The organism is Curtobacterium sp. ER1/6 (genome assembly GCF_001742745.1).
Taxonomy (GTDB): Bacteria; Actinomycetota; Actinomycetes; order Actinomycetales; family Microbacteriaceae; genus Curtobacterium; species Curtobacterium citri.
In genome coordinates, this window is record NZ_MJAK01000011.1 from 30,668 (window position 1) to 51,675 (window position 21,008).

At 71.4% G+C, this 21,008-nt stretch carries 22 protein-coding genes and 1 tRNA gene; 10 read left to right on the forward strand and 13 right to left on the reverse strand.

The annotated features are described in order from the left end of the window. Positions 1–12: 12 nt before the first annotated feature. The 4 genes from glyA (at position 13) to Cus16_RS14015 (ending at position 3,252) form a co-directional block, all read left to right on the forward strand. Complete coding sequence (gene glyA, locus Cus16_RS14000; RefSeq protein ID WP_069713344.1) at positions 13–1,272, forward strand: serine hydroxymethyltransferase; 1,260 nt, start codon at positions 13–15, stop codon at positions 1,270–1,272. Then, positions 1,269–2,201: a tetrahydrofolate dehydrogenase/cyclohydrolase catalytic domain-containing protein gene (locus tag Cus16_RS14005; RefSeq protein WP_141719002.1), complete on the forward strand. Its 933-nt coding sequence runs from the start codon at positions 1,269–1,271 to the stop codon at positions 2,199–2,201. Before glyA ends, Cus16_RS14005 begins: the two co-directional genes overlap by 4 nt. Before the next feature lie 97 nt (positions 2,202–2,298). Continuing rightward, entirely contained in the window at positions 2,299–2,805 is a 507-nt protein-coding gene (locus Cus16_RS14010) for a hypothetical protein (protein ID WP_069713278.1), read from the forward strand. A gap of 60 nt (positions 2,806–2,865) precedes the next feature. Further along, positions 2,866–3,252 carry a hypothetical protein gene (locus Cus16_RS14015; protein ID WP_069713279.1) on the forward strand — a complete coding sequence of 129 codons (387 nt, stop codon included), beginning with the start codon at positions 2,866–2,868 and terminating at the stop codon, positions 3,250–3,252. Positions 3,253–3,394: 142 nt separating this feature from the next. Here Cus16_RS14015 and galK read toward each other — a convergent pair whose 3' ends face one another. Together galK and galT are read right to left on the reverse strand one after the other, a co-directional pair. Continuing rightward, positions 3,395–4,531 (reverse strand): galactokinase, encoded by a 1,137-nt coding sequence (gene galK / locus Cus16_RS14020; RefSeq protein ID WP_069713280.1) that lies wholly within the window; start codon positions 4,529–4,531, stop codon positions 3,395–3,397. Next, a complete protein-coding gene (gene galT / locus Cus16_RS14025) occupies positions 4,528–5,625 on the reverse strand; it encodes a galactose-1-phosphate uridylyltransferase (RefSeq protein ID WP_069713281.1) in 1,098 nt (365 codons plus the stop codon). The genes galK and galT overlap by 4 nt, the downstream gene beginning before the upstream one ends. A gap of 64 nt (positions 5,626–5,689) precedes the next feature. Between galT and Cus16_RS14030 the strand changes: the two genes are divergently transcribed. Both Cus16_RS14030 and Cus16_RS14035 read left to right on the forward strand, forming a co-directional pair. Beyond that, positions 5,690–6,541 (forward strand): DeoR/GlpR family DNA-binding transcription regulator, encoded by an 852-nt coding sequence (locus Cus16_RS14030; RefSeq protein WP_189319607.1) that lies wholly within the window; start codon positions 5,690–5,692, stop codon positions 6,539–6,541. Then, on the forward strand, positions 6,538–7,473 hold the full coding sequence (locus Cus16_RS14035; RefSeq protein ID WP_069713282.1) for an aldose 1-epimerase family protein: 936 nt from the start codon (positions 6,538–6,540) through the stop codon (positions 7,471–7,473). Before Cus16_RS14030 ends, Cus16_RS14035 begins: the two co-directional genes overlap by 4 nt. Before the next feature lie 24 nt (positions 7,474–7,497). On the opposite strand, the gene Cus16_RS14040 is transcribed toward Cus16_RS14035, so the two are convergent. From Cus16_RS14040 to Cus16_RS16750, 3 genes are all read right to left on the reverse strand, one after another. Further along, complete coding sequence (locus Cus16_RS14040; protein WP_069713283.1) at positions 7,498–7,818, reverse strand: hypothetical protein; 321 nt, start codon at positions 7,816–7,818, stop codon at positions 7,498–7,500. A 322-nt stretch (positions 7,819–8,140) separates the two neighbouring features. After that, positions 8,141–8,213, reverse strand: a tRNA-Lys gene (locus Cus16_RS14045). A gap of 50 nt (positions 8,214–8,263) precedes the next feature. After that, complete coding sequence (locus tag Cus16_RS16750; protein ID WP_189319608.1) at positions 8,264–8,425, reverse strand: hypothetical protein; 162 nt, start codon at positions 8,423–8,425, stop codon at positions 8,264–8,266. A 140-nt stretch (positions 8,426–8,565) separates the two neighbouring features. On the opposite strand from Cus16_RS16750, the gene Cus16_RS14050 reads away from it, so the two are divergent. The 3 genes from Cus16_RS14050 to Cus16_RS14060 all read left to right on the forward strand — a co-directional run bounded on the left by Cus16_RS14050 (position 8,566) and on the right by Cus16_RS14060 (position 11,199). Then, positions 8,566–9,195, forward strand: a complete 630-nt coding sequence (locus Cus16_RS14050; RefSeq protein WP_069713284.1) for a DNA-directed RNA polymerase subunit beta — start codon at positions 8,566–8,568, stop codon at positions 9,193–9,195. Between the two features lie 526 nt (positions 9,196–9,721). Then, positions 9,722–10,321 (forward strand): ECF RNA polymerase sigma factor SigK, encoded by a 600-nt coding sequence (gene sigK, locus Cus16_RS14055; RefSeq protein ID WP_069713285.1) that lies wholly within the window; start codon positions 9,722–9,724, stop codon positions 10,319–10,321. Continuing rightward, positions 10,318–11,199, forward strand: coding sequence for an anti-sigma factor domain-containing protein (locus Cus16_RS14060; protein ID WP_069713286.1), 882 nt, complete (start codon positions 10,318–10,320; stop codon positions 11,197–11,199). Before sigK ends, Cus16_RS14060 begins: the two co-directional genes overlap by 4 nt. Before the next feature lie 180 nt (positions 11,200–11,379). Here Cus16_RS14060 and pstB read toward each other — a convergent pair whose 3' ends face one another. From pstB to Cus16_RS14100, 8 genes are all read right to left on the reverse strand, one after another. Then, complete coding sequence (pstB, locus tag Cus16_RS14065; RefSeq protein WP_069713287.1) at positions 11,380–12,159, reverse strand: phosphate ABC transporter ATP-binding protein PstB; 780 nt, start codon at positions 12,157–12,159, stop codon at positions 11,380–11,382. A 45-nt stretch (positions 12,160–12,204) separates the two neighbouring features. Continuing rightward, complete coding sequence (pstA, locus tag Cus16_RS14070) at positions 12,205–13,290, reverse strand: phosphate ABC transporter permease PstA (protein WP_069713288.1); 1,086 nt, start codon at positions 13,288–13,290, stop codon at positions 12,205–12,207. Positions 13,291–13,304: 14 nt separating this feature from the next. Next, entirely contained in the window at positions 13,305–14,255 is a 951-nt protein-coding gene (gene pstC / locus Cus16_RS14075; RefSeq protein ID WP_069713289.1) for a phosphate ABC transporter permease subunit PstC, read from the reverse strand. A 196-nt stretch (positions 14,256–14,451) separates the two neighbouring features. Continuing rightward, entirely contained in the window at positions 14,452–15,558 is a 1,107-nt protein-coding gene (gene pstS, locus Cus16_RS14080; protein WP_069713290.1) for a phosphate ABC transporter substrate-binding protein PstS, read from the reverse strand. Between the two features lie 268 nt (positions 15,559–15,826). Next, positions 15,827–16,774, reverse strand: a complete 948-nt coding sequence (locus tag Cus16_RS14085) for an NUDIX hydrolase (protein WP_069713291.1) — start codon at positions 16,772–16,774, stop codon at positions 15,827–15,829. Next, positions 16,771–18,936: an RNA degradosome polyphosphate kinase gene (locus Cus16_RS14090; RefSeq protein ID WP_069713292.1), complete on the reverse strand. Its 2,166-nt coding sequence runs from the start codon at positions 18,934–18,936 to the stop codon at positions 16,771–16,773. The genes Cus16_RS14085 and Cus16_RS14090 overlap by 4 nt, the downstream gene beginning before the upstream one ends. Before the next feature lie 94 nt (positions 18,937–19,030). After that, positions 19,031–19,867, reverse strand: coding sequence for a mycothiol synthase (gene mshD / locus Cus16_RS14095; protein ID WP_141719003.1), 837 nt, complete (start codon positions 19,865–19,867; stop codon positions 19,031–19,033). Further along, on the reverse strand, positions 19,867–20,550 hold the full coding sequence (locus Cus16_RS14100; protein ID WP_069713293.1) for a DNA-binding response regulator: 684 nt from the start codon (positions 20,548–20,550) through the stop codon (positions 19,867–19,869). Before Cus16_RS14100 ends, mshD begins: the two co-directional genes overlap by 1 nt. A gap of 118 nt (positions 20,551–20,668) precedes the next feature. On the opposite strand from Cus16_RS14100, the gene Cus16_RS14105 reads away from it, so the two are divergent. Continuing rightward, positions 20,669–20,950: a hypothetical protein gene (locus tag Cus16_RS14105; RefSeq protein WP_141719004.1), complete on the forward strand. Its 282-nt coding sequence runs from the start codon at positions 20,669–20,671 to the stop codon at positions 20,948–20,950. Positions 20,951–21,008: the final 58 nt, after the last annotated feature.

Genomic DNA, 21,008 nt, shown 5'->3' on the forward strand with positions numbered 1-21,008 from the left:
CCCACGAACGCCATGCCGACCAGCTTCAACGCCCCCCTCGCCGAGGTCGATCCCGAGATCGCCGCGGTCCTGCAGAACGAGCTCGGTCGCCAGCGCGACACCCTCGAGATGATCGCGTCCGAGAACTTCGTGCCGCGCGCCGTCCTCGAGTCGCAGGGCTCCGTCCTGACGAACAAGTACGCCGAGGGCTACCCGGGCAAGCGCTACTACGGCGGCTGCGAGTTCGTCGACGTCGCCGAGCAGCTCGCCATCGACCGCGCGAAGGCCCTCTTCGGCGCTGCGTACGCGAACGTGCAGCCGCACTCCGGCGCCAGCGCGAACGCCGCCGTCCTGCACGCCATCGCCTCCGCCGGCGACACCATCCTCGGTCTCGAGCTCGCCCACGGCGGCCACCTGACCCACGGCATGAAGCTCAACTTCTCCGGCCGCATCTACAACGCCGTGTCGTACGGCGTCGACCCGGAGACCTTCGAGGTCGACTACGACGACATCCGCGCGAAGGCGATCGAGCACCAGCCGAAGGTCCTCATCGCCGGCTGGTCGGCGTACCCGCGCCAGCTCGACTTCGCGAAGTTCCGCGAGATCGCCGACGAGGTCGGTGCCACGCTCTGGGTCGACATGGCGCACTTCGCCGGGCTCGTCGCCGCGGGCCTGCACCCGTCGCCGCTGCCGCACGCCCACGTGGTGTCGTCGACGGTGCACAAGACGCTCGCCGGTCCGCGTTCGGGCATCATCCTGTCCAACGAGGAGTCGCTCTTCAAGAAGCTGAACTCCGCCGTGTTCCCGGGCCAGCAGGGCGGCCCGCTCATGCACGTGATCGCCGCCAAGGCCACCGCGTTCCTGCTCGCGGCGACGCCCGAGTTCAAGGACCGCCAGGAGCGCACGCTCCGTGGCGCGAAGGCGCTGGCGGACCGGCTCACGCAGGACGACGCGAAGGCCGCCGGCATCGACGTCCTCACCGGTGGCACCGACGTGCACCTGGTGCTCGTCGACCTGCGCGAGTCCGAGGTCGACGGCAAGCAGGCCGAGGACCTCCTCCACGAGGTCGGCATCACCGTGAACCGCAACTCGGTGCCGTTCGACCCGCGCCCGCCGATGGTCACCTCGGGTGTCCGCATCGGCACCTCGGCGCTGGCGACCCGCGGCTTCGGCGACGCCGAGTTCACCGAGGTGGCGGACATCATCGCGCTGACCCTCATGCCGGAGCCGGACATCGCCGCGCTCTCGGCGCGGGTGAAGGCCCTCACCGACGCGTTCCCGCTCTACGCGTGAGCGGCGCCGTGGCAGACCTGCCGCGGGCGCTCTGGGCGGGGGAGGGCAGTGCCGTCCGCATCGACGGCACCGCCCTCGCCGCCCGCACGCTCGACGACCTGAAGGTCCGCATCGACCGGCTGCACGACCACGGCTTCCGGCCCGGCCTCGGCACGATCATGGTCGGGCAGAACCCGGGCTCGGTGTCGTACGTCGCGGGCAAGCACCGTGACTCGGCGCAGATCGGGCTCGACTCGATCCGCATCGACCTGCCGGAGACGGCCAGTGCAGCGGACATCCGCGCGGCGATCCTGCAGATGAACGACGACCCCCGGGTCACCGCGTTCATCGTGCAGCTCCCGCTGCCGCAGGGCATCGACCCGATCCCGATGCTCGAGCTGATGAACCCGGCGAAGGACGCCGACGGCCTGCACCCGACCAACCTCGGTGAGCTCGTGCTCGCCGTGCCCGGTGGTGCCGGCACGATCGACGCGCCGCTGCCGTGCACCCCGCGGGGCATCGTCGCGATGCTCGAGGCGTACGAGGTCCCGATCCGGGGTCGGCACGTCACGATCATCGGCCAGGGCCTGACGGTCGGACGTCCGCTCGGCCTGCTGCTCACCCGGCTCGAGGCCACCGCAACCCTCACCCACTCCCTCACCGAGGACGTCGCCGCCGAGTGCCGTCGCGCCGACATCATCGTCGCGGCGGCCGGGGTCGCGGGACTCGTGCGTCCGGACTGGGTCAAGCCCGGGGCAGCGGTCATCGACGTGGGCATCAGCCGGATCGTCGACGAGACGACCGGCAAGGCGAAGCTCCGTGGTGACGTCGACCCAGAGGTCGCGTCGGTCGCCGGCTTCCTGTCGCCCACGCCGGGCGGCGTCGGCCCGATGACCCGCGCGATGCTCATGAAGAACGTCGTCGAGGCGGCCGAGCGCCACCTGCACTGAGACCGGGACGGTCGCCGCTGGAACGGTCGTCACCAGCCCCGGACGGGAGGCGCGGACCACCCCCGCCACGCGCCTCCCGTGGTGCTACGGTCACCCCATGGGGGAGACGCAGACGGTCCTGGCCGCTCCGGTGATGGCGCCCGAGGGGCGCCGGTTCCGGCCACGAGCCTGGGGGCTCGTGCTCATCGGCGTGGTCGCCGTCCTGACCTCCGGCACGACGATGTGGAGCGTGTCCTCCGGGTACGGCGGGGTCGACGCCGACGGCGGGTGGATCGACGGCGCGGGCAACCCCGTCACGACCGCGCCGCCCACCGTCGACGTCGTGGCGCACACGGCACCGGCAGCGCTCGCGGTCCTGCTGCTCGTGGTCGTCGTCGGCGTGGTCGTCCCGCCGACGCTCGCTCGTCGCGGACGTCCTGCGCTCGGCGAGGCGGTGCGCTGGGGGGCGTACGCGGCGGTCCTCGTGGTCGTCGTCGCCGGCACGCTGGTCTACACGGTGTGGCAGGGCGACGTCGTCATGGACCAGGTCCACCGGCAGGTGCTCGAACCGCACGGCTTCCCGTGGGGCGGCGTCACCGTCACCACCGGGCACATGACGCGATGACGGCCAGCGCCGAGGGCGCCCCCCCGCGAGTCCCTCTTCACCCGCGACGCCCGCAAGCTCGTGTGGATCACCCTGCTCTGCCTGTTCCTGCAGGTGCTCGCGCAGAACTGGACGGCCGGACCACGCCTCCCCGGCAGCACGGACGACGTCTCGCTCGGGTGGGTGACGTTCCAGGCGCGGCCGTGGATCGGCTGGACCGTCCTCACCGTCGGGTCCGCGGTCGGGGGCTTCGTCGTCGGGGTCGCCCGTCGCGGCGCCCGACGCTGGGACCAGGACCGCGTGCTGGCGCTCGGGCTCGGCGGCGTGGTCGGTGTGACGGCGCTCGTCTGGGTGCTGTTCCTCGTGCAGTACGAGTGGGCGTTCTGGGCGGTGGACCACGGCGTGCTCCACCCGTTCATGCTCGGCGACGTGTCGATCACCGTCGAGTACCCGTCGCACGACGGCTGACGGGCGCCCGTGCCTCGGACGCTCGCGGGCGACCGGCACGGATCGAACCACGGATCCGACGTCGAACCAGCCTCGGGGAGTGGTTCGACGTCGGATCCGTGGTTCGACATGCGGGCGCCGGCGGGCCCGCCCGCGCAGCGCGTCAGTCGCGCCGGGCGCCCTGCGCGGCGTGCACCGTGAACACGGTGGGCTCGCGGTACCCGGCCGCAGCGAAGGCGGACGTGACGGCCGTCGTGATCGCGTCACGGGCCTCCCGGTCGACCAGCGCGATCGCGGCACCACCGAAGCCGCCACCGGTCATGCGGGCACCGACGGCACCGTGCTCGAGGGCGGTCGACACCGCGAGGTCGAGCTCCGGTACCGAGATCTCGAAGTCGTCGCGCATCGACGCGTGCGAGGCGACGAGCAGGTCACCGATCGCGCGCGGACCCTGCTCGCGGAGCGTGCGGACGGTGTCGAGGACCCGCTGGTCCTCGGTGACGATGTGCCGCACGCGGCGGAAGGTCTCGTCGTCGAGCAGCTCCTGGGCGCGGGGCAGGTCGTCGACGGACACGTCGCGGAGCGCCTCGACGCCGAGCACCTGCGCGCCCCGCTCGCACGACTCCCGTCGGGCCTTGTAGCCACCGGTGGCGTGGGCGTGCTCGACGCGGGTGTCGATGACCAGGACCTCGAGCCCGTTCGCCTCGAGCGCCAGGTCGACCACGGCGGTGTCGAGCGTCCGGCAGTCGAGGAACACGACCGCGTCCTGCTCACCGAGGAGCGATGCGGACTGGTCCATGATCCCGGTCGGGGCGCCGACGGCGTGGTTCTCGGAGTACTGCCCGACGCGGGCCAGCGTCTTCCGGTCGAGGCCGAGCTCCCACAGGTCGGTGAACGCCAGCGCGACGCCGCACTCGATCGCGGCGCTCGACGACAGGCCCGCGCCGACCGGGACGTCCGACTCGATGAAGACGTCGAACCCGGTCTTGTCGGACAGGTCGGCTCCGGCCTGCTCGCGGAGCGCCCAGGCGATCCCGAAGACGTAGGCGGACCACCCCTGCATGCGCGAGGGGTCCAGCTCGTCGAGCGACAGCTCGTGCACCGCGTCCGGCTCGAACGCCGACGCGACCCGGATCAGTCGGTCGTCCCGCTGCCCGATCGAGGCGACCGTGCGCCGGTCGATCGCGAACGGCAGGACGTAGCCGTCGTTGTAGTCGGTGTGCTCGCCGATCAGGTTGACGCGACCGGGGGCGGAGTACCGCACCGCCGGCTCGTACCCGTACACCTGCTGGAACGTCATGCGCGTTCGATCCCTCCTCGGATGAACTCGGCCGCCTTCTCGGGCACGAGGTCCCCGATCCAGGCGCCCATGGCGGCCTCGCTGCCGGCCAGGAACTTGAGCTTGTCCGCCGCGCGGCGCGGGGACGTGATCTGCAGCATGAGCCGCACGGTGTCGCGCGCGGTGTGCACCGGCGCCTGGTGCCACGCCGCGATGTACGGCGTCGGGGTGTCGTAGAGCGCGTCGAGTCCGCGGGTGAGCCGCAGGTGCATGTGCGCGAGCTCGTCCTTCTCGGCGTCGGTCAGGCCGGCGAGGTCGGGCACGTGCCGGTGCGGCAGCATGTGGACCTCGATCGGCCAGCGCGCGGCGAACGGCACGAAGGCCGTGAAGTGCTCGCCCTGCAGCACGACGCGCTCCGAGGCCCGCTCGTTCGCGAGGTGCTGCTCGAACAGGTCCGGCCCGAAGCGCTCGATCGACGCGAGCAGGCGCTGCGTGCGGGGCGTGACGTACGGGTACGAGTAGATCTGCCCGTGCGGGTGGTGCAGCGTCACGCCGATCGCCTCGCCGCGGTTCTCGAACGGGAACACCTGCTGGATGCCGGGCATCGCGGACAGCGCCGCGGTGCGGTCCGCCCACGCCTCGACCACGGTGCGGGCGCGGGACTCGGAGATCGAGGCGAACGAGCCGCTCGTCTCGGGGGAGAAGCACACGACCTCGCAGCGGCCGACGCTCCGGAGCTGGCGGTTCAGGCCGACGTCGGACAGTGACCCGAGCGACTCCGGGGCGTCCTCGGCCTCGAGCAACGGGCCGAACGACGGCGAGCGGTTCTCGAACACCGCGACGTCGTAGCGGCTCGGGATCTCGGACGGGTTCGCCGCGGTCTGCGGTGCGAGCGGGTCCTGGTCGGCCGGGGGCAGGAACACGCGGTTCTGCCGGCTCGATGCGATGGACACCCACTCGCCGGTCAGGACGTCCTGCCGCATCCGCGCGGTCTCCGGCCGGGGGTCGAGGACGCGCTCGTCGATGCTGCGCTCGGCGGGCAACTGCGTGTCGGCGTCGTCGAAGTAGATGAGCTCGCGGCCGTCGGCGAGCGTCGTCACGCGCTTGGTGATCACCGCACGAGCCTAGCGCGTCCGTGAAGCGTTGCGAAAGCCTCCGCAAGTGCGCGAAACTCGTCCCGTGCGCGACGACGACCTCTTCCTGGCCGGCTCGCTGCCCGCGCCCCTCCGGCAGGACCGGATCGTGTCCATCGTCGAGGGAGCCCCCGGTCTCGTCCGTACCGCGGCGCTGGCCGCCGCGCTCGGCACGAGCGAGGTGACGGTCCGGCAGGACCTCGCGACGCTCGGACAGGAGGCCCGCATCCGCCGGGTGCGCGGAGGTGCCGTCCGCCTCGGGGCCGGCTCCGGCGAGCGTCCGCTCGAGGAGACCGCCGTCGAGCACCAGGTGGCCAAGGCCGCGATCGGGCGCGCCGCGGCGGACCTCGTCCGCTCCGGACAGTGCGTGGTGCTGGACGTCGGCACGACGCCGGCAGCCGTGGCGTCGGCCCTGGTCGCGCGCGAGGACCTGACCGACGTCACCGTCGTCACCAACTCGCTCACGACCGCGCTCGCCCTGGAACCGGCCGTCCCACGCTTCACGGTGGTCGTCACGGGCGGCACCCTGCGCCCGCTCCAGCACTCCCTCGTCGCACCGTTCATGGGTGCCGTCCTGCCCGCGATCGCCGCCGACCTGGCGTTCATCAGCGGGACCGGGCTCGACGTCGAGCACGGGCTCACCAACGTGAACCTGCCCGAGACCGAGGCGAAGCGGATGCTCGCCGCGACCGCCGGGCGTACGGTCGTGGTGGCGGACGGCTCGAAGTTCGGCCGGGCACACCGAGGCCGCGTCCGCCCGCTCGAGGACATCGACGTCGTCGTCACCGCCGGGGTCACCGCGGACGCGGTCGCCCCGATCCGGGCGGCCGGGGTCGAGGTCGTGGTGGCCGACGGCGGACACGACGACGAAGCACCACGGAAGGACAGGACCGCATGACCGCAGCAGCACCCACCGGAGGGCAGTACCACCTCCGTCACGCCGGACCGGACGGTGTCGTCGAGGCCGTCGTCACCGAGGTCGCCGCGGGCATCCGGGAGCTCCGGGTCGCCGGCTTCGACCTGACCGAGCCGTTCCCCGTCACGTCGCTCCCGCCCGGCGCGGACGGCATCGTCCTCGTGCCGTGGCCGAACCGCGTCGCCGGTGCCGTGTGGGAGCTCGACGGGAAGCGCCAGCAGCTCGACGTGACCGAGCCGAAGTACGGCAACGCCTCGCACGGCCTGCTCCGCTTCTCGCCCTACCGCGTGGTCGAGCAGACCGGGTCGGGCATCGTGCAGCAGGCGACGATCCACCCGCAGCACGGCTGGCCGTTCACGCTCGAGACCCGCGTGCACCACGAGCTCGTCGAGGACGGCATCCGCGTGACGCACACGATCGTCAACCGGTCCGGCGTCCGCGCGCCGTTCGCCGTCGGTGCGCACCCGTACCTGCGCGCCGGGGACACCCCGGCGGAGGACCTCGTCGTGACGCTCGACGCGGCCACCGCCTTCACCGTCGACGAGCACAAGATCCCCGACGGCACCGTCCCGGTCGAGGGCACGCCGTACGACCTGCGGGGCGGGCAGCGGGCCGGGGACGCCGACCTCGACACCGCCTACCGCGACGTCACGCCCGACGCGGACGGCGTGCGACGGACGACGCTGCACGGGCCCGAGGGCGACGGCGTCGAGCTCTGGCAGGACGCGTCGTTCCCGTACGTGCAGGTCTTCACCTCGCGGGAGTTCCCCCGTGGCGACGGCACCGGACTCGCGGTGGCGGTGGAGCCCATGACAGCACCCGCGAACGCGCTCAACTCCGGCGAGGGACTCCGGTGGCTCGAGCCGGACGAGTCGTGGACGGGTACCTGGGGCATCCGCCGCGTCTGGTCCTGACCGACCGCTGCGGATCCGAGGCGCTCAGGCGCGACGCATCCGGAGTGCCTCGACCGCGAGGGACTCGGTGCCGTAGCGGCCGATCTCCTGCGCCCAGGCCGGGTCGTCACCACGGAGGGCGACGTACGCCTTGCCCTGGCGGCAGACGTAGCCGAGCACGGTCGTGGCCGTCGCGACCTCGAGGAAGTCCGTGCGGATGTGCCGCGTCGTGACGCGGGCGTTGCGGCGGAGGGTGTCGAGGAGGAGCTGGTTGCTCATCGTGGTGTTCGTCGCTGCTGCGAGCTCCACGATGCGGCGCGCGTCACCGGTGGTGCTGGCCTGCGTGGCGTCGATGGGCTCGGTCACGGTGTACCCCGTCCGTTCTGTCGTGCTGCGTTCGTGCTCGGTCCGCTGATCGGGACCGGGCACGACACTATCGGCGCGGGGCCAACAGTCCGCTGAACGGCGACTGAACTGTGCACAAGACGCACCATGAACCTGCTGAGGACGACTTGTACCCCGCTCAGCGCTCGACGTCGGCGCAGGAGAGGGTGGTCGTGCACGGCGGGCGGTCGGGGCTCTGCCGCAGGTCGACGCTCGTGGCTCCCGGCAGCGCAGCACGCGCATGTGGGCCCCGTGGGGCTCGAACCCACGACCCTCGGATGAAGAGCCGGCGCCCTCGGACGTGTGGGCCCCGTGGGGCTCGAACCCACGACCCTCGGATTAAAAGTCCGGTGCTCTACCGACTGAGCTAGAGGCCCTCATCCGCAAGGCTAGCGGTTGGTGCCCCACGTGCGGGACCGGGTGCGCCTCAGCTCCGGCGCCCGGTCAGGGCACGCACGATCCACGCAACGAGCGCGACGACGAACAGCACGATCCCGACGAACAGCAGGAGCTTCAGGCTCGCGACGATGCCGCCGACGAACAGCAGGACGACCGCGACGACGGCCAGGACCACGAGCAGGGCGTTCATGGGGTGACCTCTTCCTCACTCCGGGTTCCTCGGGCGGGGAGGGACCGCCTCCCCGCCCGAGCACGGTACGCGGCGGGTCGGGGTTGCGTCCAGGGCGAACGGGGGGCGCGGGCGTCGGCGGCCGTGCCTACACTCGCCGGGTGCCTCGCGATCACCACCGCCCCGTCCACTTCACCGACAAGGAGTTCGCCGCGATCCAGGGCGGCGACGACCCGGCGCTGGTGAACCGCGTCGCGCACGAGACCGCGAACGCCCTGCTGCACCGCGTGCGGGAGGACCCGGACCCGTCGGTGGTCGAACGCTTGGTGACCTACACGGACGTGCACGGCATCGACGCGATCGCCGAGCTCTGGGCGCGCGTGGGGGCGCACACCCTGCCGGGCGCCCTGTGGCGCATCTACCTCGTCCGTGTCGTCATCCGGCAGAACCCGGAGGAGATCGCGTACTTCTTCGAGCGCGGCACGGAGCGGATCGGCACGATCGACGAGGCCGTCGCTGGTGCCGAGCAGCCGACGGGTCCGGCGGAGATCCTCACGCTCGCGGACCGCATCTTGCACGGCCTGTACACGGGCGACCTCGCGGTGGCACTCGACCGCGGAGCGGCGTTCTGCCGGCTGACCGCGGCGGGCGCGACGTCGGTCGCCGACGACGCCGACCTGACGGCGGGACCGCGTGCGAGCGAGCTGACCCGGCGCGCACTCCGGCTCACGGAGCTCGCCGCGGACCTCACCGAGGCGGCGGCGCTCTGGCGCCGCGACAGCCTGGACTGACGCGAGCGCCCCGGACAGGCAGAAGACCGCCTGGACAGGCGGAAGACCGCCCGGACAGGCAGAAGACCGCCCGGACAGCAGAAGACCGGGCCGCAGAAGCGCCTCTCGGCGCGAGGCCGCTCGAAGCGGCGAATTTTGGAGCCCGGGGCTTGCTGCGGCCCGGCGAGACCCATCGTACGAGACGCTCGCTGGACGAGCGACCGTGTTCACTCTCGGTGGACACGATGCGCGGCCGGGCGTGCCCCCGACGCCCCCGGCGTGCCCCTGCCGACGGCGCCGGGACGAGCGTTCGTCGCAGCTGCTCCCAATCCGTTCAGGGGACGGTGCCGAAGAGAGGGTGTGACGCTCCTCGCGGACGTCACAGTGAGGGCCAGCGTGACCCGGTCCGGTACCCGCCGGTCAATTCCCTGCGGGTCGCGCTGCCCTCGCCCACGTACCCGCCGCGAGGACCCGATCACCCGAACCCGACCCTGCGAAGTGAACGCGTGTGTCGACCCTGATGCCACCGAGAGGGGGGAAACCTGCAATGCTAGCGCTCGTGGAACATGACACCGAGGCCTGGCGCTCCGACGAGCCCGCACCCGTGTCGCCCGACGACCTGCTCGCCCGCGTCGCCACCGGCGACCAGCCTGCCTTCTCCGAACTCTACGACGCCCTGTCCGGCCGCGTGCTCGGACTCGTGATCCGGCTCCTCAAGGACCGGGCGCAGTCCGAGGAGGTCACGCAGGAGGTCTTCCTCGAGGTCTGGCAGCAGGCCACCCGGTTCGACCGCTCCCGCGGGACCGCCGCCAGCTGGGTGCTGACCATGGCCCACCGACGGGCGGTCGACCGGATCCGGGCTTCGCAGGCGTCGCACGATCGGGACACCCGGATCGGGATCCGCGACCTCGAGGCCGGTTTCGACCAGGTGTCGGAGTCGGTCGAGATCCGGATCGAGCACGAACGCGTCAGTCGGGCGCTCGGCAAGCTGACCGAGTTCCAACGGCAGGCCGTGCAGCTCGCGTACTACGGCGGCTACTCGCACAGCGAGATGGCCGAACGGCTCGGTGTCCCGATCGGCACCGTCAAGACCCGTCTCCGTGACGGGATGATCCGACTCCGAGACGAGATGGGAGTGACGTCATGAACACCCGACACGACGACCCCGCCCTGCTCACCGGGTCGCACGCACTGGACGCCCTCTCGGACGACGAGCGCGCGCTGCTCGAGTACGCACTCATGACGTCGCCCGAGCTGCAGGCCGAGGCGGACTCGCTCCGCGAGACCGCGCTGCAGCTGGCCTACGCCGTCGAACCGATCGAGCCGCCGTCGTCGCTGAAGACGTCGCTGATGACCCAGATCGCCCGGACCCCGCAGGCGGCCCCGGTCGCCGAGCAGACCGCTCCGGCGTCCGGCCTCGGCACCGACGCTCCGGTCACCGGCCTGGAGGCCCCGACCGCCCCCGTCACGTCCCTCGCCTCGTCCGCTCCCACGGCTCCGGCCGAGGGTCGCGCGGCAGCGACGGCCCGCCGCCGCTGGTTCCAGCGGCCGGCTGCCGCCCTCGCGGCGTCGGCCGCCGTCGCCGTGGTGTTCCTCGGCGTCGGGCTCGGCGTCGGGACGAACTTCGGCCAGTCCGAGGGCACCGGCCCGGGCACCACGCAGGCCTCCGGCACGCTCGACTCGATCTACGCCGCGGCGGACTTCCAGCGCTCGACCGCGAAGGTCGCCGGCGGCGGTTCGGCCACGGTCGTCTGGTCGCACGACGTGGGACGCTCGGCGGTGATCCTCGACGGTGTCGAGCAGGCGCCCGAGGGCAAGACCTACGAGCTCTGGTACATCGGCAGCGAGGGCGGGAAGATCGTCCCGGCCGGTCTGGTCGACGGCGCTCGCAACGGGGTGCACACGGCAGTCCTCGACGGACAGCTGGCGCAGGGCGCGACCATCGGCATGACGGTCGAGCCCGAGGGCGGCTCCGAGCAGCCGACCACGACGCCGATCATGGCGGTCCCGACCACGCAGGCCTAGCGCACGGCACAGCACGACACGGGCGGGCAGCGGAGCATCCGCTGCCCGCCCGTCGTCGTCGTCGGACGTGCGGTACCAGCCGACAGGTCGTACCAGCAGACGCAGCGAGGCCCGGTGCCGTCCGTGGCGGACGTGCACCGGGCCTCCAGGCCGTCCGTCAGGCGACGGTCCGACGGCCGATCAACCGAAGCGACCCGAGACGTAGTCCTCGGTCGCCTGCACCGACGGGTTCGAGAACATCGTCGCCGTGTCGTCGAACTCGATGAGCTTGCCCGGTGCGCCGGTGCCCGCGATGTTGAAGAAGGCGGTCTTGTCGCTGACGCGCGACGCCTGCTGCATGTTGTGCGTGACGATGACGATCGTGAAGTCCTTCTTGAGCTCCTCGATCAGGTCCTCGATGGCGAGCGTCGAGATCGGGTCGAGCGCGGAGCACGGCTCGTCCATGAGCAGGACGTCCGGCTGCACCGCGATCGCGCGGGCGATGCAGAGACGCTGCTGCTGACCGCCGGACAGGCCCATGCCGGGCTTCTCGAGGCGGTCCTTGACCTCGTTCCACAGGTTCGCGCCCTGCAGCGAGCGCTCGACGATGTCGTCGGACTCGGACTTCGACAGGCGCTTGTTGTTGAGCTTCACACCGGCCAGCACGTTGTCGCGGATGGACATCGTGGGGAACGGGTTCGGGCGCTGGAACACCATGCCGACCTGGCGGCGGACGAGCACCGGGTCGACCCCGGCGCCGTACAGGTCGTCGCCGTCGATCTTGACCGAGCCCTCGACGTAGGCGCCGGGGATGACCTCGTGCATGCGGTTGAGCGTGCGGAGGAAGGTGGACTTGCCGCAGCCCGACGGGCCGATGAAGGCGGTGACGGTGCGGGGCTCGATCGTCATGTCGACGCCCTCGACGGCCTTGAACTTCGAGTAGTAGACGTTGAGGCCGTCGACCTCGATGCGCTTGGACACGTGGTTTCCTTCGGGGTGGGGTGGTCTGACCGTGCGTGCTCGGCGCTAGCGCGGGAGCCGGGGGGCGAAGAGTCGGGTGATGAAGCGGGCGAGCAGGTTGAGCACCATCACGATGAGGATGAGCACGAGCGCCGCGGTCCAGGCCCGGTCGACGAACGGCACCGGGTTGGCGCCCTGCTGCGAGTACTGCGTGTAGGCGAACACCGGCAGGGTCATCATCGGGTTCTTGAACAGGTCGTAGTTCATGCTCGCGGTGAAGCCGGCGGTGACGAGCAGCGGCGCGGTCTCACCGATGACGCGGGCGATCGAGAGCATGACGCCCGTGGTGATGCCGGCGAGGCTCGTCGGCAGGACCACCTTGAGGATCGTCAGGTACTTCGGGACGCCGAGGGCGTACGAGGCCTCGCGGAGCTCCATCGGCACGATCTTCAGGACCTCCTCGGTGGAGCGGACGACCACGGGGATCATCAGCACGCTCAGGGCGATGGAGCCGACGAGGCCGAAGCGGGCGCCCGGACCGAGGAAGAGCGCGAAGAGCGAGTATGCGAAGAGGCCCGCGACGATCGAGGGGATGCCGGTCATGACGTCGACGAAGAACGTGATGCCCTTCGCCAGGGCGCCCTTGCCGTACTCGACGAGGTAGATCGAGGTGAGGAGGCCGATCGGCACCGAGATGAGCGCCGCGAAGAGCGTGATCTCGAGCGTGCCGATGAGGGCGTGCAGGGCCCCGCCGCCCTCGGAGATGACGCCGCGCATCGAGGAGCTGAAGTACGTGCCGTCGAAGCGGGCGACACCGTCGGCGATCACGGTCCAGAGGAGCGACACCAGCGGCAGGACGGCGACGACGAAGGCCGTGGCGACCAGCGACGTCACGAGGCGGTCGACCGCCTTGCGGCCGCCCTCGACGATGCGCGAGACGACGACGATGAGCACGTCGAAGAGGACCGTGCCGAGGAACAGGGCCGCGACGACGTTGAAGTCACGGACGGCACCGCCCGCGTTGAGCAGGGCGAAGACCGCGATCAGCGCGACCCACGAGCCGATGAGGAGCAGCCACGGCACGGACTTGTGCAGCTTGCCGTTGGCGTAGACGTTGCCGGCGACGCCGGTCTGACGGAGAGCGAGTGACATCGGGGCGCGACCTCTCAGGAGACCCGCTTGCGCACGATGTAGCGCGCCAGCATGTTGATGAGCAGGGTGATGACGAAGAGGATCAGGCCCGACGCGACGAGGGCGTTCAACGCGGTGCCGGACGCCTCGGCGAACTGCAGCGCGATGTTCGCCGCGATCGTCGAGGGGTTGAGCGAGGTCAGCATCTGGAACGTGACGTTCGTCGACACCGAGAGCACCAGGGCGATCGCCATCGTCTCCCCGAGCGCGCGGCCGAGGCCGAGCATGATCGCGGACACGATGCCGGACTTCGCGAACGGCAGGACCGACAGACGGATCATCTCCCACCGGGTCGCCCCGAGGGCGAGGGCGGCCTCCTCGTTGAGGGTCGGCGCCTGCAGGAAGATCTCGCGCATGACCGCGGTCATGATCGGGATCGCCATCACCGCGAGCACGATCGACGCGGTCAGGATCGTGCGGCCGGTGCCGGACACCTGGCCGGAGAACAGCGGGAACCAGCCGAGGTACTCGTTGAGGAAGCCGTAGAACGGCTTGACGAACGGCGCCAGGACCACGATGCCCCAGAGGCCGTAGACGACCGACGGCACCGCCGCCAGCAGGTCGATCACGTAGCCGAGCAGCGGCGCGATGCGTCGCGGGGCGTAGTGCGAGATGAACAGGGCGATGCCGAGCGACAGCGGCACCGCGAAGACGAGTGCGATGAGCGCGGACCAGATCGTGCCGAAGACGAGCGGACCGACGTAGTCCCAGAAGCTCGTCGCGTTGTTCGGCAGCTCGCCGACCTTCGCGCTGAACGCGGGGATGCTCTGCCAGACCAGGAAGGCGGCGACGAGCACGAGCACGAAGAGGATGAGGCTGCCCGCGACCACCGAGGCGGTCGAGAAGACCCGGTCGCCGACGCGGACGACGGCCTTCGGCTTGGTGGGGGAGACGGTGGCCCCTGGCTGGGCCGGTGCGGTCGTCATGGGACTCCTGTCGGAGGGGAGGCCGTGCTCCGTCAGGAGCGGCCGGGGGAGGCGACGGGGTGGTGCGGGGTTCCCGGCCTCGGGCCGGGCGGTCGTCGGGCGCTGGGCCGGACTGGCGTCGGGCGCTGGGCCGGACGGGCGAGAACCCGGACGCCGGTCGATTGGGTGGGACCGGCGTCCGGGTGCTCAGGGGGCGTTACTTGATGGAGGCGACGGCCTTCGCGGCCTTCTCCGCGAGGTCGCTCGAGAGGGCGGCCGACTTGGCCTCCTTCGCGGCGGCGTCCTGCGCGTCCTTCGAGACGACGTAGTCGAGGTAGCCCTTCACGAGCTCACCCTTGGCGGAGTCCTTGTACTCCTGGCAGGCGATCGCGTAGGAGACGAGGACCAGCGGCCACGCCCCCTCGGCGGTGTCCTTGCGGTTGATGTCGATCGCGAGGTCGTTGTCCTCACGGCCGGAGACCGTCTCGGAGTCCGCGACGACCTTGGCAGCGCCCTCGGCCGAGATCTCGGTGGCCTTGTCGCCGACCATGAGCTTGGCCTTGTCGAGGTCACCGGCGCCGGAGTCGTCGATGTAGGTGATGGCGTTCGAGGCGCTGGCCATCGCCGACGCGACACCCGAGGTGCCCTTCGCCGAGTCACCGACCTGGTACGGGAAGGTCTGGCTCGGAGCCTCGGTCCAGACGTCCGACGCGTTCGCCGACACGTACTCGGAGAAGTTCTGCGTGGTGCCCGAGTCGTCCGAGCGGTGCACGACCGTGATGTTCGCGTCCGGCAGGTCGACGCCGTCGTTCAGCGCGGCGATCTGCGAGTCGTTCCACTTGGTGATCTTGCCCGAGAAGATGCCCGCGATGGTCTTCGCGTCGAGGGTCAGGTCGCTGACGCCGTCGATCTTGTAGGCGATCGCGATCGGGGAGATGTAGACCGGGATGTCGATGGCCTTGGCGTTGCAGAGGTCGAAGGAGCCGGAGAGCTCCTCGTCCTTGAGCGCGGCGTCGGAGCCGGCGAAGTCCGCCGCACCCGAGATGAAATTCTTGCGGCCGGCGCCCGAGCCGTCCGGCGAGTAGTTGACCGTCACGCCGGAGGCGACGTTCTGGAAGCCGGCGGCCCACGTGGCCTCGGCGGTCTGCTGTGCGGAGGAGCCGGAGCCGGTCAGCGTGCCCGAGAGCTTCGAGTAGTCGGTGCCGGAGCTCGAGGTCGGAGCCGCGGACTCGCCGCTGCCGCCCTCGTTCGCCGCGCAGGAGGAGAGCACGACGGCGCCGGCGATCGCGATCGCTGCGATCGAACCGAATCGCTTGATGTTCACAGGGGTCCCTTCGGGAATGTCATTGCAGGTGGGACCGCTGCTGGTCCCTCGGGCCGGTGCTGACCCGGGAGCGACTGTAGGGACGCGAGGTGACGGGGATGGCGCTCATCGGTGAACGGGAGGTGAACGAGGGGTTGTGCCCGGTCCGGAACACGTGCGCGGACGCGCGAGCGGGTGCATGATCGGTCTCGCTGTGCGCTGTTCCGGATCATGCAGATGCATCGGTCTGGAGGCGCGGCGCAGCTCCGCCACGTCGGTCCGCGTCCGGTCAGGCCGGGACGGTGTTCCGGTGGGTCTCGACCGCGACGAGCTTCTCGCCGGCGATGTGCAGGACCGCGAAGTCCCCGACGGACAGCATGGCGGCCCGACGGAGGTCGAAGCGACGGCGGTCGTCGGCCGTCGCCGCGGCGATGCGCGCGACGATGTCCGGCAGGACCGGCCCGTGCGAGCACAGGACGGTCGACTTCGCCTTGGCGATGCGCTTCTGCACCACGCCCTTGACGTCGGCCGCGCCCCGGTCGTGGGCGTCCTGGCTGATGTCGGCCGTGCTCGAGACACCGATCTTCGTCCGGGCCGAGAGCGGCTCGACGGTCGCGAGGCACCGCGCCGCCGTGCTGCTGACGATCTTCTTCGGGCCGAAGGCCGCGACCGGGGCGGCGGCGGCCCTGGCCTGCGACCGTCCGACGGGCAGCAGCGGCCGGGTGGCGTCGGGGCCGTCCCAGTCCGATCCGGGCACGGTCTTCGCGTGCCGGAGCGCGATGAGCGCGAACGTGCGGTGCTCGCCGGCCGCGACGCGCTCGGCGAAGCGGTCGAGGATCGCGACGTCCCGCTCGTACGTGAGCCGGGCGCGGGCGTCGTCGATCGTCACCCAGTCGATGGCGGCGACCTCGTCGTTGGGGCGGAACCGTCCGGCCCGCTCGAACTCCTTCGAGCCGACACGCGCCGACCAGTAGTGCACGACCTTGTCGCGGCCGCTCGGCAGGACGTACTCCGCCGTGCCGAGGGGCGCACCGAGGTGCACGCGGTACCCCGTCTCCTCGGCGATCTCGCGGACCGCGGTCGTCGGGACGCTCTCGCCCGGGTCGACCTTGCCCTTCGGCAGGGAGACGTCCTGGTGGTGGTCACGGTGGACGAGCAGCACGAGCGGGACGCCGTCGCGCTCGCGCCAGACGACCGCGCCCGCCGCGACGACGGGGCCCGAGGCGCCGCCGCTCACCGAGCCGAGCGCTTCCGGGCCGAGATCTTCCGCATGAGCACATTCTGCACGTCCGCGAGCGGTCGGCCGTCGTCGTCCGTCGAGTGGCGGGTCCACTCGCCGTCGGACTCGAGGTGCCACGAGCTCGTCGTGTCCGCCATCGCGAGGTCGAACATCTCCTGGACCTCGGCGGTGTGCGCGGGGTCGGTGAGGCGGACCAGTGCCTCGACGCGGCGGTCGAGGTTGCGGTGCATCATGTCGGCCGACCCGATGAAGACGAGCGGGTCGCCGTCGTTGTGGAACGTGAACGCCCGCGAGTGCTCGAGGTAGCGGCCGACGACGCTGCGGACGCGGATGGTCTCGCTCACGCCCTCGATGCCGGGCTTCAGCGAGCAGATGCCGCGGACCCACACGTCGACCGGCACCCCGGCCTGGCTCGCGAGGTAGAGCGCGTCGATGACCTGCTCGTCGACCATCGAGTTGACCTTGATGCGGATGCCGGAGGGCTTCCCGGCCCGGGCGTTCTCGGCCTCGGCCTGGATGCGCTTCACGAGCCCCTTGCGGAGGTGCAGCGGCGCGACGAGCAGGCGCTTGAACTTCTTCTCGATCGCGTAGCCGGACAGCTCGTTGAACAGCCGCGTCAGGTCCTTGCCCACGGTGTCGTCCGCGGTGAACAGGCCCATGTCCTCGTAGATGCGCGAGGTCTTCGGGTTGTAGTTGCCCGTGCCGATGTGGCTGTAGTGCTTGAGGGTGCCGCCCTCCTGCCGGATCACGAGCACCAGCTTCGAGTGCGTCTTCAGCCCGACCAGGCCGTAGACGACGTGCACGCCGGCCTTCTCGAGCTTCCGGGCCCACCCGATGTTGTTCTGCTCGTCGAAGCGCGCCTTGATCTCGACGAGCGCCAGCACCTGCTTGCCCGCCGCGGCGGCGTCGATCAGTGCCTCGACGATGGGGCTGTCACCGGAGGTCCGGTACAGCGTCTGCTTGATGGCCAGCACGTTCGGGTCCGCGGCGGCCTGCTCGAGGAAGGCCTGCACGCTCGTCGCGAAGGACTCGTACGGGTGGTGCACGAGCACGTCGCGCGCCGCGATCGCGCGGAACAGGTCGGGCTTCGTGTTCGGCTCGCCCGGCTGGAACTGCACGGGCGTCGTCGGCACGTGGCGCGGGTAGTGCAGGTCGGGACGGGCGATCTTGGCGATCTCGAACAGTCCGCCCAGGTCGAGCGGCGACGGCAGGCGGTAGACCTCCTGCTCGGTGACGTCGAGCTCGCGCACGAGCAGGTCGAGGGTCACCGGGTCCATGTCCTCGGTGATCTCGAGACGGATCGGCGGTCCGAACCGACGGCGGAGCAGTTCGCGCTCGAGGGCCTGGATGAGGTTCTCGGCCTCGTCCTCCTCGATCTCGACGTCCTCGTTGCGGGTGACCCGGAACACGTGGTGCTCGAGGACCTCCATCCCCGGGAACAGGTCGTCGAGGTGGTTCGCGATGAGGTCCTCGAGGGGGATGAAGCGCATCCGGCCGGAGCCGTCGTCGGGCAGCGCGATGAAGCGCGAGAAGTTCTGCGGGACCTTGAGGCGCGCGAACTCCTGGCGCTGCGACTTCGGGTTCCGGACGCGGACCGCGAGGTTGAGCGACAGCCCGGAGATGTACGGGAACGGGTGCGCCGGGTCGACCGCGAGCGGCATGAGCACCGGGAAGATCTGCTCGTTGAAGTACTCGCGCATGCGCAGCCGGTCGGCCTCGTCGAGGTCGGACCAGTGCTCGACGTGGATGCCCGCGGCGTCGAGGTCCGGCTTGAGCGAGTCGATGAACGCCTGGGCGTGCCGGTCCTGCAGCTCGTGCGCCTTCGCCGCGATGTCCCGCAGGACGTCGCTCGGGGCGCGGCCCACGTTCGTCGGCACCGCGATGCCGGTGTCGATGCGGCGCTTCAGCCCGGCCACCCGGACCATGAAGAACTCGTCGAGGTTCGACGCGAAGATCGCCAGGAAGTTCGCGCGCTCGAGGAGCGGCTGCGTGCGGTCCTCACCGAGCTCGAGCACGCGCTGGTTGAAGCGCAGCCAGCTCAGCTCGCGGTCGAAGTAGCGGTCCGAGGGCAGCGACTCGTGCTCGATCTCGACGACCTCGTCGAAGTCGTCGAGGTCGGGGGCGACGGATTCGCCGTCGAGCTGCGGTTCGGTGTCCATGTCGCCATCCTGCCACCCGCCCGGCACGGTCGGTGGAGCGCGGGTGGACGCTGAGGAGCGCGCGGGTGAACGCGGGCCCTCGGGACCGGCCCGGTCAGGACCGCGCGGCGTACTGCACGTCGATCGCGTGCCGGGTGAAGCCCGACCGGTGGTAGAGCGCGAGCGCCGGTTCGTTGTCGCCCTCGACGTAGAGCGCTGCGGCGGTCAGGCCCCGGCCCGCCAGGCGCGCCGTCCCCGCGCGCATCAGCACCCCGCCGACGCCCTGCCCCTGCAGGTCGGGCCGGACGGCCACCGCGTAGAACTCGCCGGTGCCGTCCTCGACCTTGAGCCAGCACGATCCAGCGAGCGCCCCGTCGGCGTCGCGGAGGAGCAGGAGGTCGTCGCCGGAGAACCACGCCTCGGCCTCGCGGGCACGGAGGTCGTCGAGCGTCATCCGCCCCTGCTCGGGGTGGTGCGCGAAGGCCGCCGCGTTCAGGGTCAGCCAGGCGTCCTCGTCGACCGGGTCCCCGGCGCGGAACGCGTCCAGGCTCCAGCCCTCCGGCACCCGCGGGTCGACGGGCTCGGTGACGATCGGCGCCCGCAGCTGCAGGAGCGTGCGGACGACGGTCCAGCCGTACCGGTCGGCGAGCGCGCGCGCGGCCGGGTGGTCCCCGTGCGCCCACGCGAGCCGGGGTGCGGGGGCCGGCGGCGTCGCGGCCCCGCCGCCCGGGGCGAGCACCTGCGCGACGAGGGCCGAGCCGACGCCCTGGCCACGGGCCTCCCGGGCGACCACGAGCTCCAGCTCGCCGTCGCGGACGACCGCCACCCCGCGCTCGTCGCCGATCACCGTCGCGCGACCGGCGCGCACGTCGACCAGGGTCTGGTCGGAGAACGGCGGTGCCTCGCCGGCGGCGACGGACGCGCTCGCGAGCATCTCGACGACGGCGAGCACTACCGGTCCGCCAGCCGCTCGGCCTCGTCGTCGTGGACGTTGAAGCGGTAGCCGACGTTCCGGACGGTGCCGATGAGCGACTCGAGGTCGCCGAGCTTGGCGCGGAGGCGTCGCACGTGCACGTCGACCGTGCGGGTGCCGCCGAAGTAGTCGTAGCCCCAGACCTCGCTGAGGAGCTGCTCGCGGGTGAACACCCGCGACGGGTGCGTGGCGAAGAAGCGGAGGAGCTCGAACTCCTTGAAGGTCAGGTCGAGCGGGCGTCCGCGCACCTTCGCCGAGTAGCTGGCCTCGTCGATGACGACGCCCGACGCCTGGATCTTCGAGCCCGTCGGGTTCTTGGCGGCGCGACCCGTGGTCAGGCGGATCCGCGCGTCGACCTCGGCCGGACCCGCGGTCTCGAGCACGACGTCCTCGACGTTCCACTCGCTGTTCACGGCGGTCAGGCCGCCCTCCGTGACGACGAGGACGATCGGCGTCGTCGACCCGCTCGTCGCGAGGATCTTGCAGAGGGCCTTCGCGCTGACCAGGTCGGTGCGGGCGTCCACGAACATCAGGTCGCTCTGCGGCGCGTTGACCAGCTGCGCGGCCTCGGCGGGGACGTGACGGATCCGGTGGCTCAGCAGACCGAGACTCGGCAGGACGTCGCCGGGCGCGGCTGAGGTGAGTACCAGGAGCTGGGCCACAGGACCTCCAGAACGAGGGGGAGTCGTGGAGCCATCCTAGTGATGCCCGCGGAACCGCCCGCCGACCGGCCGGTCGGTCCGACGCCCACGCGGGCGCGGCCCTGTCATGATGGAGCGCGTGACCGAGCCCGTCCCGCCCCTCGACCAGCGCCGTCTGCGGCTGACCTCCGTGCTGCCGGTCTGGGTGCTCGCGGTCGTCGGCGCGGTGCTCGTCCTCACCCTCACGCAGCAGGACTCCTTCGCGTGGCTGCTCCTCGTGTTCGTGCTGTGCGTGCTCGTCAGCTTCGTGCTGCAGCTCATCACCGCGACGAAGGACGGGCTGGTCGAGCGGATCAGCATCGCGTCCTCCGGGGCGTTCGTCGTCGTGCTCGTGACCGCCGTGGTCCTGCTGGCGCGCTGACCGCCCGCGCGACCCGCGGTGCCCGGCCCTGGCGCCGTCAGGCGTCCCGCGTAGACTC

Excerpts from the sequence above, each read along its gene's own strand:
- Cus16_RS14035 (WP_069713282.1), top strand. The coding sequence starts at position 6,538 with ATGACCGCAGCAGCACCCACCGGAGGGCAGTACCACCTCCGTCACGCC.
- sigK (WP_069713285.1), top strand. The coding sequence starts at position 9,722 with ATGCTAGCGCTCGTGGAACATGACACCGAGGCCTGGCGCTCCGACGAG.
- glyA (WP_069713344.1), top strand. The coding sequence starts at position 13 with ATGCCGACCAGCTTCAACGCCCCCCTCGCCGAGGTCGATCCCGAGATC.
- Cus16_RS16750 (WP_189319608.1), bottom strand. The coding sequence starts at position 8,425 with ATGAACGCCCTGCTCGTGGTCCTGGCCGTCGTCGCGGTCGTCCTGCTG.
- Cus16_RS14060 (WP_069713286.1), top strand. The coding sequence starts at position 10,318 with ATGAACACCCGACACGACGACCCCGCCCTGCTCACCGGGTCGCACGCA.
- pstC (WP_069713289.1), bottom strand. The coding sequence starts at position 14,255 with ATGACGACCGCACCGGCCCAGCCAGGGGCCACCGTCTCCCCCACCAAG.
- Cus16_RS14090 (WP_069713292.1), bottom strand. The coding sequence starts at position 18,936 with ATGGACACCGAACCGCAGCTCGACGGCGAATCCGTCGCCCCCGACCTC.
- pstA (WP_069713288.1), bottom strand. The coding sequence starts at position 13,290 with ATGTCACTCGCTCTCCGTCAGACCGGCGTCGCCGGCAACGTCTACGCC.
- galK (WP_069713280.1), bottom strand. The coding sequence starts at position 4,531 with ATGACGTTCCAGCAGGTGTACGGGTACGAGCCGGCGGTGCGGTACTCC.
- Cus16_RS14010 (WP_069713278.1), top strand. The coding sequence starts at position 2,299 with ATGGGGGAGACGCAGACGGTCCTGGCCGCTCCGGTGATGGCGCCCGAG.